The organism is Gluconacetobacter johannae (assembly GCF_014174305.1).
GTDB classification, from domain to species: Bacteria; Pseudomonadota; Alphaproteobacteria; order Acetobacterales; family Acetobacteraceae; genus Gluconacetobacter; species Gluconacetobacter johannae.
The window spans coordinates 78,023-93,128 of record NZ_JABEQH010000010.1 but is presented as its reverse complement, the minus strand read 5'-3'; the positions used below and the strand labels follow the sequence as shown (position 1 = coordinate 93,128).

Genomic DNA, 15,106 nt, shown 5'->3' with positions numbered 1-15,106 from the left:
TCCCGGCCGCCAATCCAACCGCCACGCCCCGCGCGCATGAGCACCGACGGGTGCTGGCGGCGGCATGTCGCCCGATGGCTGGGGCCGGACGGGGCCGGGGACCGCGCGCTGGCGCTGGCCGAGGAGGTGCCGGTGGCGCTGGCCTACAACGGCGTGCCGCACGCGGTGATGATGGCGACCCCCGCCGATTTTCAGGATTTCGCCATCGGTTTCTCGCTGACCGAGGGGATCGTGTCCTCGGCCGCCGCGATCCGCGACCTGCGGGTCGATGTCGGGCCGCGCGGGGTGGAGATCGGGCTGCGGATCCCCGGCGAGGATTTCGCGCGCCTGCTGGCGCGGCGCCGGCGCGTGACCGGCCGCACCGGGTGCGGCGTCTGCGGGGTCGAGGACCTGGCGGCGCTGGACCCGGCCCCGCCGCGCGTGGCGGCCGGGCCGCGCCTGGCGCTGTCGGCGATCCGCCGCGCGCTGGACGCCCTGGCGGGGCGGCAGGTGCTGAACGCGGTGGTGCATATGGTCCACGGCGCGGCATGGTCGGACGTGGACGGCGCGCTGCGACTGGTGCGCGAGGACGTCGGCCGCCACAACGCGCTGGACAAGCTGATTGGCGCCGGGCTGGGAGGCGACACGCTGGAAGGCGGTTTCGCGAACGGGTTCTGCCTCATCACAAGCCGGTGTTCGTACGAGATGGTGCAGAAGGCGGCGATGGCCGGGATTCCGGCCCTTGTCGCGATTTCCGCGCCCACTGTCCGCGCGGTCGACATGGCGCAGGAGGCCGGGCTGACGCTGGTTGCGCTGGCGCGACGCGACGCGCAGATGATATTCACCCATCCTGGCCGGATCGACACGGCCGGCTGACGATGACCCCGGCGAGGCAGCATGTCCGAACAGGTGAAGTTCCGGCCCTATACCCATCCCGCCGGCGGATGGGGGGCGGCGAAGGCCACGGCCAAGGCCCTGCTGGAGCAGAGCGTGATTACCACCGGCTCGCGCGCGCTGCTGTCGATGAACCATCCCGACGGGTTCAAATGCCCCAGTTGCGCCTGGCCCAACCCCGACCGGGAAAAGACGCTGGAATTCTGCGAGAACGGGGCCAAGGCGCTGGCGGTGGAGGCCACGAAGCGGCGGATCGGGCGTGACTTCTTCGCCGCCCACACCGTCACCGACCTGATGGGGCGCAGCGATTACTGGCTGGAAGAACAGGGCCGCCTGACCGAGCCGATGCGCTATGACGCGGCCACCGACCATTACGTGCCCTGTTCGTGGGATGCGGCGTTCGCGCTGATCGGCGATGCGCTGCGGGCGCTGGACCACCCCGACCAGGCGGAATTCTATACGTCGGGCCGCACGTCGAACGAGGCCGCGTTCCTCTATTCGGTGTTCGTGCGGGAATTCGGGACCAACAATTTCCCCGACTGCTCGAACATGTGCCACGAACCGTCCAGCCGGGGCCTGCCGCCGTCCATCGGCATCGGCAAGGGCACGGTGGTCATCAGCGATTTCGCCAGCACCGAGGCGATCTTCATCATCGGCCAGAATACCGGTACCAACAGCCCCCGGATGATGAGCGAGCTGGTTCACGCCCGCAAGCGCGGGGTGCCGATCGTCGTCATCAACCCCATGCCCGAACGCGCGCTGATGCGCTTCACCGAGCCGCAGGACCCGGTGAAGATGGCCACTTTCGGCTCCACCGAGATCGCCAGCGAATTCTGCCAGGTCCGGATCGGCGGCGACATCGCCGTCATCAAGGGCATGATGAAGACGCTGCTGGAACTGGACGACGCGGCCCGGGCGGCCGGCGCGCCGCGCGTGCTGGACGCCGATTTCATCGCCACCCACACCCATGGTTTCGACGAGGTGGCGCAGGACGCGCGGGCGACCGGTTGGGCCGACATCGTCGCCGTATCGGGGCTGGAGGAAGCGCAGATCCGCCGTATTGCGGCCATCTATGCCCGCGCGAACGCCAGCATCATCTGCTACGGCATGGGCATCACCCAGCACCGGCAGGGCGCACGCGCCATCCAGCAGATTGCCAACCTTCTGATGATGAAGGGGAATTTCGGCAAGAAGGGGGCCGGGATCTGCCCGGTGCGCGGCCATTCCAACGTCCAGGGCGACCGGACCGTGGGCATCGACGAAAAGCCCACCGCCGCCTATCTGGCCCGCTTGCAGGCCGCCTTCGGCTTCACCCCGCCGAGCGAGCACGGCCATCATGTCGTCGAGTCCGTGAAGGCGATGATCGACGGGCGCGCGCGCGTCTTCATCGGCATGGGCGGCAATTTCATCCACGCCATCCCCGACACGCCCATCGCCTACCGGGCGATGGCGGGGCTGGACCTGACGGTGGGCATCGCGACCAAGCTGAATCGCGGGCATCTGGTCCATGGGCGGCAGGCGCTGATCCTGCCGGTGATCGCCCGGTCGGAAATCGATACGCAGGCCAGCGGCCCGCAATTCGTGACGATCGAGGATGCGATGTCCAATGTCGGCGCGTCGCGCGGGGTGCTGGAACCCGCCAGCCCCCACCTGCTGTCGGAAATCGAGATCGTCTGCCGGATGGCGAAGGCGACGCTGCCCGACAGCGTGGTGCCGTGGGGGACCTATATCGACGATTACAACCTGATCCGCGACAAGATCGCCGAGGTCTATCCCGATTTCGCGGGCTTCAACGACCGCATCCGCGAACCCAAGGGCTTCCACCTGTACAACCCGCCGCGCCATCGCGAATGGCGGACCCCGACGGGCAAGGCCAATTTCCTGCCGTTCGCCGGGCTGGCGATGGACCCGCCGGTGGCCGACCCCGCCATGTTGCGCCTGGCCACGGTGCGTTCGCACGACCAGTACAACACCACCATCTACAGCAATACCGACCGCTATCGCGGGGTGTACGACACCCGCATGGTGCTGCTGATGAACGCGGACGACATGCGTGATCGCGCCATCGCCCCCGAAGCCCTGGTGGTGGTGGAAACCCTGTCGGACGACGGCGTGGTGCGGCGGGTGGCCGATCTGTGCGCGCTGCCCTATTCCCTGCCGCGCGGGTCGGTGGCGGGCTATTACCCCGAACTCAATCCCCTGCTGCCGCTGGACCATTTCGACGAGATCAGCGGCACCCCGGCGGCGAAGTCGATCCCGGTGCGGGTCATGGCGATGGCGGGCGCGTCGGTATCGGAACCGGTCCCGGCCTGACCGGCGCGGGCGGCGGGACCATCACGTCCAGCAGCACATGCGGGTCGCCGTTGCAGGCGGGATTGGCCAGCAGGGGCCGAAGCTGCCCGTCCAGCAGCAGGGTGCAGAAGCCATGCAGCAGCGACCAGCGAAAGGTGACCTGGCCCAGGGTCGCCAGATCGGATTCGGCCGGCATCCGCGCCTCCGACCCGACCGAGCGCAGCAGCACCGCCCACGAGGCCTGCGACGCGGCGGCCAGCGACTCCCGGCGGTAATCCAGCCGGTCGGACCGGAACATCAGCGTATACAGCCCCGGATTGTCCTGCGCGAAGCGGACATAGGCGTGGACCGGCGCGCGGGGCGCGGGGTCGGTCGCGGCGCGGCGCATCGTCTCGACCAGGCGCTGGAAGCCGATGGCCGCCAGATCGCTCAGCAGGCCGGACAGATCGCCGAAATGATGGGCCGGGGCGGTCGCGGATACCCCGGCTTCCCGCGCGATGGCGCGCAGCGACAGGGCGGACGGCCCGCCCTGGTCCAGCAGGCGCTCGGCGGCCTCCAGCACGGCCGCGCGCAGATTGCCGTGGTGATAGGGGGGTCTGGACATGGCGGCCAGCCTAGCCCGGATCTTTTATCTTTACAATGTAAAGATTGATGTGGAATCGTCCCGTCACCCCGCCACCGGACGGGTATCGCGAAAGGGCATTCCATGATCGTGCAGGACCCGACCCCTGTTTCCGCCCCATCCGCCGCCTTGCCGGGCATCAGCCTGACAACCGGCGGACTGGCGCGGGAAATCGCGCTGAACGTCATGCTGCCGTGGGGCATCGTGACCGGGGCGGGCCGTCTGGGCTATGGCGCGCTGACCGCCAGCCTGGCGGCGTCGGGCGCGATGCTGCTGGTGATGCTGGCGGGGGTGCTGCGCCGGCGCCGCCTGGATGCGATGACGCTGCTGGCCCTGGCGGCGACGCTGGCGGGGGCGGCCTGCGCGCTGTGGTTCACGACGCCCGGCCTGGTGCTGGCGCAATCCTCGCTGGTGACGGGGGCGATCGGGCTGGTCTTCCTGGGCTCGCTGCTGCGGCGGCGCCCGCTGGTCTATGACCTGGCGCGGGCCACGGTAGGGACGACGCCCGAGCGGATGGCGGCGTTCGAGGGCCGGTGGGCCTTTCCGCCCTTTCGCCGCTTCATGCGGCTGCTGACCCTGGCCTGGGCGGCGATATTGCTGGGCGAGGCCGCGGCGCGGCTGACGGTGGTGCTGTGGTGGCCCAACCCGGTGCTGCTGGGGGCGATGCATGTGCTGTGGATCGTCATTCCGGTCGTGCTGGTGCCCTGGAGCATCCGGACCGGCAGGCGGATGGCCGCCCGCACCTGAACGCCGGGCGTGGCAGCCATGCCCACGGCGGGGGGCGGGGCCGCAGAATGGCATGGACAGGCGGGCGGGAAAGCAGGACATACGATGCCCCTTCCTGTCGGGTTCACGGCGCCGCCCATGTCGTCCACCACTACCTCGCTGGCCTATCGTCACCGCATTCCCGTCGGCGCCCTGCCGATGTGGCATGTCGTCCTGCTGGGGCTGGTGACGGCGATCGGGCCGCTGGCCACCGACATGTACCTGCCCGCCTTTCCGGCGATCGACCGCGACCTGGGGGGCGGGCCGGGGTCGGCGCAGATCACCCTGGCGGCGTGGCTGGCGGGGCTGGCGGTGGGGCAGTTCTCGCAGGGGCCGATTTCCGACCGGCTGGGACGGCGCGTGCCGCTGATCGGCGGGTTGCTGGTGTTCAGCATCGCCTCGGCGGGCTGCGCCATGTCGCACGACTATCGCCTGTTCTGCCTGTGGCGGTTCCTCGCGGCCCTGGGCGGATCGGCGGGGGTCGTGGTGCCGCGCGCCATCGTGCGCGACATCGCCACCGGCGTGCAGGGCGCGCGCATCATGTCGCAACTGACCCTGGTCTTCGGCCTGATGCCGATCCTGGCCCCCAGCCTGGGCAGCCTCGTCCTGTCGTTCGGCCACTGGCGCTGGATCTTCTGGATCGCCGTCCTCTACGGCGTGCTGGGCGTGATCGCCGTCGCCTGGACGCTGCCGGACACCATGCCGCGCGAGAAGCGGATTCCGCTGTCGGTCTCCAACGTGCTGTGGCGCTACGTCGCCATCGCGCGCGAGCCGATGTTCCTGTCGGCGGCGCTGCTGCTGGGGTGCTCGTCCTTCGTGATGTTCGGCTACCTGGCCAGCGCGCCGATCGTCTTCGAGCATATCCTGGGGTTCACGCCCGGCCAGTTCGGCGTGTTCTTCGGCGTGAACGCCGCCCTTTTCATCACCGGGGCGCAGATCAACGCCCGGCTGGTGCATCTGGTGCCGCTGCATGTGCTGCTGATGCGGGGGGTCTGCTTCTCCACCCTGGCCGGGACGACCTTCCTGGCCCTGGCGATCGCGGGACTGGCGGGGCCGGCCCATCCGGCGCTGGTCTGCGTGATGATTGGCCTGGTCACCGGGTCGCTGGGCTTCGTCAATCCCAACGCCACGGTGCTGGCGTTCACCCGGCATGGGCACCACGCCGGCAGCGCCTCGGCCCTGATGGGCACCACGCAGTTCACGGTAGGCTCGCTCAGCGGCGTGCTGCTGGGCTGCCTGCCGATGGATACGGTGCTGCCGATGGTCGGTGTCATGATGATGGGCATTACCGGGATGCTGGCCTGCTCCCTGTGGCACCGGCGTCACGCCGAGGCGGGGTAGCGAACCGTCAGGGCCGCCCGACCGAATTGTAGGTGAAGCCCGCCCCGCGCATGGCGGCGGGGTCGAAGATGTTCCGCAGGTCGACGATCGTCCGGCCGCGCATCGCCGTGGCCAGATGGACCGGCGACAGGGCGCGGAATGCGTTCCATTCGGTCAGGACCACCAGGACGTCGGCGCCCCGCGCCGCGTCCAGCGCGCTGTCGCAATAGGTGATGGCGGGCGGCAGGTGGGGGCGGGCGGCCGCCATCCCGACCGGGTCGAAGGCGCGGATATCGGCCCCGCGCTCGGCCAGCCGGACCAGGATGGGGATCGACGGGGCCTCGCGCATGTCGTCGGTCTCGGGCTTGAAGGTCAGGCCCAGCACGGCGATGGTCCTGCCCTGCACCGACCCGCCGCACGCCGCGACGATCCGGCTGGCCATCGCCACCTTGCGCGCGTCGTTGACGCCGACCGTGGCCTCGATCAGGCGCGTGGGCGTGCCGGCTTCCTGCGCGATGCGGGTCAGGGCCAGCGTGTCCTTGGGGAAGCACGACCCGCCATAGCCTGGGCCGGGATGCAGGAATTTCCGGCCGATCCGTCCGTCCAGGCCCATGCCGCGCGCCAGGTCGTGGACATTGGCGCCCACGCGTTCGCACAGGTCGGCCATTTCGTTGATGAACGAGATCTTCATCGCCAGGAACGAATTGGAGGCGTACTTGGTCAGTTCGGCGGTTTCCAGCTTCACGAACAGGACCGGCGCCTCGATCAGAGAGAGCGGCCGGTAGAGGCTGCCCAGCACCGCGCGGGCGCGGGCGCCGCCGTCGGGCGCGTCCTCGTCCAGGCCGACGATGACGCGGTCGGGCTTCATGAAATCGCCGATCGCATTGCCCTCGCGCAGGAATTCGGGGTTCGAGGCCACGTCGAACGCCAGGTCGGGGCAGGTCTGGCGCATGATCTCGGCGATGCGGCGGCTGGTGCCGACCGGTACCGTCGATTTGGTGACGATGACGGCATAATCCGACATGGCGCGGGCGATCTGCCGCGCGGCCTCGTGGACATAGGTCAGGTCGGCCTGGCCGTCGCCGTTGCGCGGCGGGGTGCCGACGGCGATGAAGATCGCCTCCGCCCCCCGGACGGCGGCGGCGATGTCATGGCCGAAGGAGAGGCGGCCGGCGCGGATATTGTCGGCGACCAGCGTATCCAGCCCCGGTTCGTAGATGGGGATGCGGCCGTCGCGCAGGGCCGCCAGCCGGGCAGGGTCAATCTCGACCACCGAAACGTCGTTGCCGAACTCGGCGAAGCAGGCCGCGGAGACGAGGCCGACATACCCTCCGCCGATCATTGCGATGTGCACGGACATCCTCCCGAAAAGACAGGGACATTCCCGGTTGCGCCGGACTATGGAGCGCGGGGTCGGATTTGGCCAGAGGCGCGCGGGGCCGGCCTCCGTCCCGGCGCGTCGGCGGCATATTTTTGCGCCGCACAATTTGCTTGACCCGCCGGCGGTCCGCCCGCCATAGATGAGGGATGAAGTGGCGCCCACGCGCGCTTCATGGACGTTTCCTCCCTAAACTACGGCGGCGTTTTTGGACGCCGCTTTTTTTTTGTTTTCAGGGCGCGTTTTGCGCGCCGGTCGGGGCGTCCTTGTTTTGACGTGCCCGTCGTCCCGCGCTACGGCAGTGTCATGCCTTATCGACCTGCCAGACGTGCCCACCCCGGATCGACCTGCCCGGACGGCCTGCGGCGTCTCTCGTGAACGCCATTCTCGATTTCATCGCGGCGCTGGGCCGCGCGGCGCTGAATCTGGTCCGGACGGCCGGGGCCATGGCGCTGTTCGGCCTGGCCGGCCTGTCGCACCTGGTTCGCCCGCCCTTCTACTGGCGGATCTTCCTGGGCTCGCTGGTCGAGATCGGATTCTTCTCGCTGCCCGTGGTGGCGCTGACGGCGCTGTTCTCGGGCGGGGTCATCGCCCTGCAATCCTATACCGGCTTCGCCCAGTACCATGTGCAAAGCGCGATCGCCGGGATCGTGGTGCTGTCGGTCACCCGCGAACTCGGCCCCGTGCTGGCCGGGTTGATGGTGGCGGGCCGCGTCGGCGCCGCGATGGCGGCGGAAATCGGGACGATGCGCGTGACCGACCAGGTGGACGCCCTGACCACGCTTTCGACCAATCCGGTGAAATACCTGGTGACGCCCCGGCTGCTGGCCGGGACGCTGGCGCTGCCGTTCCTGGTGCTGGTGGCCGACATCCTGGGCGTGATGGGCGGGTTCACGGTGTCGGTCGTCAAGCTCGATTTCTCGGCCCCGGCCTATATCGCCGCGACCCTGACGACGGTGAAACCGATCGACATCACCGTGGGGCTGGCCAAGGCGGCGGTCTTCGGGTTCCTGATCGCGCTGATGGGCTGCTATCACGGCTATCACAGCCGCGGCGGCGCGGAAGGGGTGGGGGCGGCCACGACCTCGGCCGTGGTGGGGGCCTCGATCCTGCTGCTGGCGTTCGATTACCTGCTGACCGACGTGTTCTTCTCGCAATGACGGACGCAACACCCAAGATCCGCATTCGCGGCCTGACCAAATCCTTCGGCTCCAAAAGGGTGCTCGACGGGATCGACCTCGACGTCATGCCGGGGACGTCGTGCGTCGTCATCGGCGGGTCGGGCAGCGGCAAATCGGTGCTGCTGCGCTGCATCCTGGGCCTGATCGCGCCCGATTCCGGGTCGATCGAGATCGACGGCGTGGACATCCTGACCCTGCCCGCGCGCCGGCGCGAAGGCGCGATCGAGAAGATCGGCATGCTGTTCCAGAACGGCGCCCTGTTCGACAGCCTCAGCGTCTGGGAAAACGTGGCCTTCGGCCTGATGGCGGCCGGGCGTCGGCACGGCGCGCGCATGCCCCGCGCCGAGGCCCGCGCCCATGCCGGCCGGGTGCTGGAACAGGTGGGGCTGGACCCCTCGGTCGGCGCGCTGTACCCCTCCGAACTGTCGGGCGGCATGCAGAAGCGCGTCGGCCTGGCCCGCGCCATCGCGTCGCAGCCGGACATCCTGTTCTTCGACGAACCGACCACCGGGCTGGACCCGATCATGGGGGCGGTGATCGACGGGCTGATCGTCGATTGCGTGCGCCGGCTGGGTTCGACCGCCATCGCCATCACCCACGACATGGCCTCGGCCCGGCGGATTGGCGACCGGGCGGCCATGCTATATCAGGGCAAGCTGATCTGGCAGGGGCCGGCGTCGGCGCTGCTGGACAGCGGCAACCCCATGGTGGACCAGTTCACGCATGGCCGGCGCGAAGGGCCGATCAGCATGGAACTGCGTCGCTAGCACGCGCGCCGCCCCGTCCGTTTTCCGGAGTTACGTCGCTTGGCCCGTCGTCCGTCGTCGCCCCGATATGTCTGCCAGTCCTGCGGGGCGGCCTTCCCCAAATGGGCCGGCCGGTGCGAGGCCTGCGGCGCATGGAACAGCATCGTCGAGGAGGAAGCGACCCCGTCGGCGACCGGAGCACCCGCCACCCGCCGCGCCCGGGGGGCGAAGATCGCCTTCGTCAGCCTCGACGGCCAGGCGGAGCCGCCGCCGCGCATCGGCACCCGCATCGGCGAGCTGGACCGGGTGCTGGGCGGCGGCCTGGTCCCGGCCTCGGTGGTGCTGGTGGGCGGCGATCCGGGCATCGGCAAATCGACGCTGCTGCTGCAGGCGGCCTGCGCGCTGGCCGGCAGCGGCCGGCGGGTCATGTACATCTCGGGCGAGGAGGCGGTGGACCAGATCCGCCTGCGCGCCCGGCGTCTGGGGCTGGACGCGCCGGGGCTGGACCTGGCGGCGGCGATCAACGTGACCGACATCGCCGGCACGCTGGAGGCCGAGCGCGACGTGACGCTGGTGGTCATCGATTCGATCCAGACGATGTGGCTGGAAAGCGTGGACAGCGCGCCCGGCACCGTCAGCCAGGTTCGCGCCACCGCGTTCGAACTGATCCGCCTGGCCAAGCAGCGGGGCTTCAGCCTGATCCTGGTCGGGCACGTGACCAAGGAAGGGGCGCTGGCCGGCCCGCGCGTGCTGGAACACATGGTCGACGCCGTGATGTATTTCGAGGGCGATCGCGGCCACCAGTTCCGCATCCTGCGCGCCGCCAAGAACCGCTTCGGCGCCACGGACGAGATCGGCGTCTTCGCCATGACCGACCAGGGGCTGGTCGAGGTCCCCAACCCCTCCGCCCTGTTCCTGGCGGAACGGCGCGGCCATATCGCCGGGTCGGCGGTCTTCGCCGGAATCGAGGGCACGCGCCCGGTGCTGCTGGAGGTCCAGGCCCTGCTGTCGCCCAAATCCGGCGATTCCGCGCCGCGCCGCGCGGTGGTCGGCTGGGATTCCTCGCGGCTGAACATGCTGCTGGCGGTGCTGGAAGCACGTTGCGGCATGAAGCTGCACGGCATGGATGTGCACCTGAACATCGCCGGCGGCCTGCGGGTGCTGGAACCGGCGGCCGACCTGGCGGTGGCGGCGGCGCTGGTGTCCGCCGCCACCGGGCGGCCGACCCATGCCGGCGCGGTCTATTTCGGCGAGGTCGGCCTGTCGGGCGAGGTCCGGCAGGTCGCCCAGGCCGACGCCCGCCTGAAGGAGGCGCAGAAGCTGGGCTTCGACGCCGCCTTCCTGCCGCGCCGGGTCGCCAGGGGCAACACGCGGCTGGTGGCGCCCGAGGGGCTGCACCTGAACGAGATCGGGCATCTGGGCGACCTGGTGGCGCTGTTCGGCGGCGTGGAGGGGGACGGGGACGCGGCATGACCGCCGGGCGCGTCATGCTCACAGCCCCCGCCCGGCTGGAGCGCGAGGTCCGCAAAAGCGTGTTCCTGGCGCAGGCGGCCCCGGTCGCCTGCCCGGCCGAGGCGATGGCCTTCGTGCGCGCGGTCGGCATCGCCGACGCCACCCATAATTGCTGGGCGTACCGCATCGGGCAGGATTACCGCAGCGACGATGACGGCGAACCCGGCGGCACCGCCGGCCGGCCGATCCTGCAGGTGATCGACGGGCAGGGGTTCGACCGGACGGTCGTGGTGGTCACGCGCTGGTTCGGCGGCATCAAGCTGGGGGCGGGCGGGCTGGTCCGCGCCTATGGCGGGACGGCGGCGGAATGCCTGCGCCTGGCCCCCCGGGTGCCGATCGTGCCGACGACGCGCCTGGCCCTGCATTGCGGCTTCGCCGATCTGGCGCTGCTGCGCGCGCGGCTGGGCGCGCTGGACGCGACGGTCGAGGACGAGGCATTCGACGCGACCGGCGCGGCGCTGGTGATCGCCGTCCCCGACGACCGGATGGCCGAGGCCGTGGCGCGGATCACCGACCTGACGCGCGGGCAGTCGGTGCCGCGCGTGGTGGACGGCGAGACACCGTAAGGAAGGTCGGGCTTCGCCCTTCGCACGCCGCCCGCTGGGGAAACATCCCGGCGTGCGGGGCGTTGGGTCGGGCATGAATTTTCCCTTTGCCGCCCTGGTCGCCTTGCTGCCGGCCCTGGAACAGGAAGCGTCGGAGAATGACGGCGCGGCCGCCTTTCCGCGCGAGGGCATGGCCCATTTGCGACATCTGGGGGCGTTTTCCGCCCCGTTGCCGCGCGCATGGGGTGGACGGGGATATGGAACCGAGCCGGCGGGCGCCCTGGGTCTTCTGCGGCTGCTGCGCCTGGTGGGGCAGGGCAGCCTGGCGGTGGGGCGGTTGCTGGAAGGGCATGTGAATGCCATCCGGCTGGTTGCCCGTTATGGCACGGACGCGCAGATGCGGCGGGTGGCGGCGGACGTGCGCGACGGGGCGCTGCTGGGCATCTGGGTCACGGAAGGGGTCGAACCCGTTCGTTTCCACGACGATGGCGCGGCGATCGTGCTGCACGGCGAAAAACTGTTCGCCTCCGGGGCCTTGCAGGTCACGCGCCCCTTGATAACGGCGCGGGCCGCGAACGGCGACACGCGCCTGATCCTGGTCCCGCGCGACGACGCCGGTTCGGCCAGCCTGTCGGTCGGCGACGTCAGCGGCATGCGCGGGGCGGGCACCGGGCGCTGCGATTTCACGGGCGTGGTCCTGACGCCGGACGCGCTGGTCGGACAGCCGGGCGATTACCTGCGCCAGCCGGAGTTTTCGGCCGGGGCGTGGCGGGGCATCGCCGTGGCGCTGGGCGGGATCGACCGGCTGGTGGACCTGTTGCGCCTGCAACTGGCGGACCGGGCGCGTGATGGCGACCCCCATCAGCGGGTGCGCGTGGGCCTGGCGCTGATCGCGCGGGAAACGGCCGCGCTGTGGGCCAGAAAGGCCGCGCTGGTGGCGGAAGGGCGGGGCTTCGACCCCGGCGACGTCGCCGCCACGGTCAATCTGGCCCGGATCGCGACCGAGCGCGCCGGGCTGGATGTCATCGAACTGGTGCAGCGGGGGCTCGGCCTGTCGGCTTTCGTGACCAGCAATGTCGTCGAGCGGATCCTGCGCGACCTGGCGACCTATCTGCGCCAGCCCGCGCCCGACGAAACGCTGGTCGAGGCGGCCGGCTGGTTCACCCGGCGCGACCTGCCCCAGCCGGAGGGGCCGGCATGAAGGCCGGCCTGGTCCAGGATGCGTTCCGGGCCTTGCCCTTCCGGCCGCTCGACCGGATCGTGCCGGGCACCGCCCTGGTGCTGGCCCCGCATGCCGACGATGAGAGCCTGGGCTGCGGCGGGCTGATCGCGGCGTGCTGCGCCGCCGGGCGGCCGCCGCTGGTGGCGATCGTGACCGATGGCGCGGCCTCGCATCCTCATTCGCGCGCGTGGCCGCCCGCGCGCCTGCGGGCCCGGCGGCAGGCCGAGGCGCGGCACGCCGTCTCCCTCCTCGGCCTCGCGCCCGCACGCATCGTCTTTCTCGGCCTGCCGGATGCCGCCGCGCCGCATGAAGGCCCGGCATTCGACCGGGCGGTGGAGACCCTGGCCGGACTGGCGGCGCGGCATGCGTGCGGCACGGTCCTGGCCCCCTGGCGTCACGACCCGCATTGCGATCATGAGGCCGCATGGAAAATGGGCGTGGCGTTACGGCAATCCGGCGGTCTGTCCCTGCTCGCCTATCCGGTGTGGGGCTGGCTGATTGCGCCGGACACCGAACTGGACCAGCGGCCGCCGCAGGGGATGCGCCTCGATATCGCACGTTACCTGACGGTGAAGGCCGAGGCGATCGGCGCGCACGAAAGCCAGCATGGCGGCCTGATCGGGGATGACCCGACCGGATTCCGTCTTCCGGACACTCTGCTGTCGGCCTTCGATGTGCCCTTCGAGGTCTTTCTCGATCATGAGTAGCGCAAGCTGGCCCGGATCGGTCTTCGCCCGCCTGTATGACGCGCATCCCGACCCCTGGGGGTTCGAGACCCGCGCCTATGAACGCCGCAAATATGCCCGGACGCTGGCGGTGCTGGGCGAACGGCGTTTCGATTTCGCCCTGGAACTCGGCTGTTCCATCGGGGTGATGACGGCGGAACTCGCCCCCCGTTGCGCGCGGCTTCTGGGCGTGGATGTGGCGGAGGCGGCGTTACGGCGGGCGCGGGCGCGCTGCCGGGGCTGGCCTGCGGTCTCGTTCCACCAGGGGCACTTGCCCGGCGCGTTTCCTGCCCTGTCGCCGGGGTCGTGCGACCTGATCGTGGTCTCGGAATTGCTGTATTTCCTGTCGCGGGCGGACATCATGGCCCTGGCCGACCGGATTCTGGCGGTTGCGCGGCCGGATGCGTCGATCCTGCTGGTGAACTGGACCGGGCCGACGGATACGCCCTGCACGGGCGACGAAGCGGCCGATCTTTTCCTCGGGCAGTGTCGCGGGGCCGGATGGGCAGGCGCCTTTTCCGAAAGGCGGGACGGCTATCGGATCGACCTGCTGGCCGGCGACATCAGGGGGACCTGACGGTCGTCCTGGATGCAGGGTCCGTCCAGCAGGCCGGCGACGATGTCCACCGCCCGGGCATGATGCCATGCCAGGTCGCTGCGGTGGACGCGCCGCCGCCGCAGCGACGGGGTTTCGGCTTCAAGCCGTTCCCAGCACATGCCGAAATACGGCCCTATCATCCGATGGGCCACATGATGCGTGGGGACGCCGAGCATCGCGGCCAGGCTGGCCGTTGACGCCCGCGTGTCGCGGCCTATCCCCTGTTCGTCATGCAGATGTCGCAGCCATGCCCTGGCGCGGGCGCGGCGCAGGCAGTCGCCGGCCGGTTCGAGGCTGTCGTCCAGCACCGCGTCCTGGCGTTCCATCCGCCGCGCGATGGTATCGGCCATCCCGCCCCTGGCCCGGCCGAGGATGCGGCCCGAGACGGTGACCCGCACGTCGGCGGCATGACGGATCGGCGTGTCCACCCGGCGCAGGGCCGCGATAAAGGCGCGGTCCTCGGCAATGGGAAGGGCGGGAACACCGCCCGCGCGCGCCCACGCGGCCACGGTGACGGCAATGCTGGCGCCGGAATGTTCGGTATGGCGCGGCCACGGGTCGAACGGGTCCGGGTCGGCCAGGTCATGGATGCGGTCCAGCACCGTGGCGTAGGCGACCTCGCGGTCATCGTCGCGATGCAGATGCGCCGGAATGGCCAGGGCCTCCATCGGGTCGATCCGCGCCCGCCCGCACACGGCCTGCGCGCCGGCGGCAAGCGCGGACAGGGTGCGCCCGATCCAGTCGGGGGCGACACGGCCGTCCGCATCGGTGGTCAGCAGGATGCCGCCGGCCCCGGCGCGTGCGGCCGCGATCTCCATGGCCTCGCGCCGGGCCGTGCCGGCATGGGCCTGCGCGTCGGGATAGACGCGGCATGCCACCGTCAGCGCAAAGGGCAGGGCAGGCGCCATGTCGCGCACGCGGGCGACGGTGCCGTCGGTGGTGTTGTTGACCAGAAGCACGACATGGTCGGGCGTGGCCCCGCCCTGCGCCGCCAGGGCCAGCAGGCAGGGACCGATGCGTGCTTCCTCGTCGCGCACCGGAACGGCGACGACCATCGCAGGGCGAGACGAGAGGGACCGGATGGGCACGGGCTGTGCTCGGGCAGGGGGAGTGCCCTCAACGGAGAACGATGCGGCAAGTTGCCTGGGGCAGCGCCCCATAAGCGCGAAAGTAACGCTTCTTCCTCGGCTCTGGGTGAGGAAGGTCGGGCGTTGCCCGAACCCACCAGGGCCTGAGGCCCTGGACCCCGATCGTGGATAAAGAGTTTGGTTTCCAAAGGCCTGTGGCCTTTGGCGGGTTTCAGGGCAGAGCCCTGAGCTTCGCCACC

Annotated in this window: 14 protein-coding genes; 11 read left to right on the top strand and 3 right to left on the bottom strand. The window is 70.4% G+C overall.

The genetic code is table 11. The features are described 5' to 3' along the window. The first annotated feature begins 36 nt into the window (after positions 1–36). Both fdhD and HLH21_RS08930 read left to right on the top strand, forming a co-directional pair. Positions 37–855 carry a formate dehydrogenase accessory sulfurtransferase FdhD gene (gene fdhD / locus HLH21_RS08935; protein ID WP_306414183.1) on the top strand — a complete coding sequence of 273 codons (819 nt, stop codon included), beginning with the start codon at positions 37–39 and terminating at the stop codon, positions 853–855. A gap of 21 nt (positions 856–876) precedes the next feature. Further along, entirely contained in the window at positions 877–3,186 is a 2,310-nt protein-coding gene (locus HLH21_RS08930) for an FdhF/YdeP family oxidoreductase (RefSeq protein ID WP_182943409.1), read from the top strand. On the opposite strand, the gene HLH21_RS08925 is transcribed toward HLH21_RS08930, so the two are convergent. Next, complete coding sequence (locus HLH21_RS08925; RefSeq protein WP_182943408.1) at positions 3,140–3,769, bottom strand: TetR/AcrR family transcriptional regulator; 630 nt, start codon at positions 3,767–3,769, stop codon at positions 3,140–3,142. The genes HLH21_RS08930 and HLH21_RS08925 overlap by 47 nt on opposite strands. 102 nt (positions 3,770–3,871) lie before the next feature. On the opposite strand from HLH21_RS08925, the gene HLH21_RS08920 reads away from it, so the two are divergent. Both HLH21_RS08920 and HLH21_RS08915 read left to right on the top strand, forming a co-directional pair. After that, positions 3,872–4,534: a VC0807 family protein gene (locus tag HLH21_RS08920; protein ID WP_182943407.1), complete on the top strand. Its 663-nt coding sequence runs from the start codon at positions 3,872–3,874 to the stop codon at positions 4,532–4,534. 117 nt (positions 4,535–4,651) lie between these two features. Continuing rightward, the gene (locus HLH21_RS08915) at positions 4,652–5,893 is read left to right on the top strand and encodes a multidrug effflux MFS transporter (protein ID WP_182943459.1); all 1,242 of its coding nucleotides are present in this window, start codon (positions 4,652–4,654) and stop codon (positions 5,891–5,893) included. 7 nt (positions 5,894–5,900) lie between these two features. Here HLH21_RS08915 and HLH21_RS08910 read toward each other — a convergent pair whose 3' ends face one another. Continuing rightward, positions 5,901–7,214, bottom strand: coding sequence for a UDP-glucose dehydrogenase family protein (locus tag HLH21_RS08910; RefSeq protein WP_220789748.1), 1,314 nt, complete (start codon positions 7,212–7,214; stop codon positions 5,901–5,903). A gap of 410 nt (positions 7,215–7,624) precedes the next feature. On the opposite strand from HLH21_RS08910, the gene HLH21_RS08905 reads away from it, so the two are divergent. The 7 genes from HLH21_RS08905 (at position 7,625) to HLH21_RS08875 (ending at position 13,758) form a co-directional block, all read left to right on the top strand. Then, on the top strand, positions 7,625–8,410 hold the full coding sequence (locus HLH21_RS08905) for an MlaE family ABC transporter permease (RefSeq protein WP_182943405.1): 786 nt from the start codon (positions 7,625–7,627) through the stop codon (positions 8,408–8,410). Continuing rightward, on the top strand, positions 8,407–9,198 hold the full coding sequence (locus HLH21_RS08900; RefSeq protein ID WP_182943404.1) for an ABC transporter ATP-binding protein: 792 nt from the start codon (positions 8,407–8,409) through the stop codon (positions 9,196–9,198). The genes HLH21_RS08905 and HLH21_RS08900 overlap by 4 nt, the downstream gene beginning before the upstream one ends. Before the next feature lie 39 nt (positions 9,199–9,237). Beyond that, positions 9,238–10,650 (top strand): DNA repair protein RadA, encoded by a 1,413-nt coding sequence (gene radA / locus HLH21_RS08895; RefSeq protein ID WP_182943403.1) that lies wholly within the window; start codon positions 9,238–9,240, stop codon positions 10,648–10,650. A gap of 14 nt (positions 10,651–10,664) precedes the next feature. Next, entirely contained in the window at positions 10,665–11,255 is a 591-nt protein-coding gene (locus tag HLH21_RS08890) for an IMPACT family protein (RefSeq protein ID WP_408871377.1), read from the top strand. 73 nt (positions 11,256–11,328) lie between these two features. Further along, the gene (locus HLH21_RS08885; RefSeq protein WP_182943401.1) at positions 11,329–12,435 is read left to right on the top strand and encodes an acyl-CoA dehydrogenase family protein; all 1,107 of its coding nucleotides are present in this window, start codon (positions 11,329–11,331) and stop codon (positions 12,433–12,435) included. Next, positions 12,432–13,163, top strand: coding sequence for a PIG-L deacetylase family protein (locus tag HLH21_RS08880; RefSeq protein WP_182943400.1), 732 nt, complete (start codon positions 12,432–12,434; stop codon positions 13,161–13,163). The genes HLH21_RS08885 and HLH21_RS08880 overlap by 4 nt, the downstream gene beginning before the upstream one ends. Continuing rightward, positions 13,156–13,758 (top strand): SAM-dependent methyltransferase, encoded by a 603-nt coding sequence (locus HLH21_RS08875; RefSeq protein ID WP_182943399.1) that lies wholly within the window; start codon positions 13,156–13,158, stop codon positions 13,756–13,758. The genes HLH21_RS08880 and HLH21_RS08875 overlap by 8 nt, the downstream gene beginning before the upstream one ends. On the opposite strand, the gene HLH21_RS08870 is transcribed toward HLH21_RS08875, so the two are convergent. Continuing rightward, positions 13,716–14,867 (bottom strand): glycosyltransferase, encoded by a 1,152-nt coding sequence (locus tag HLH21_RS08870; RefSeq protein ID WP_343065123.1) that lies wholly within the window; start codon positions 14,865–14,867, stop codon positions 13,716–13,718. The two genes, HLH21_RS08875 and HLH21_RS08870, sit on opposite strands and share 43 nt — an antisense overlap. Between the last annotated feature and the right edge of the window lie 239 nt (positions 14,868–15,106).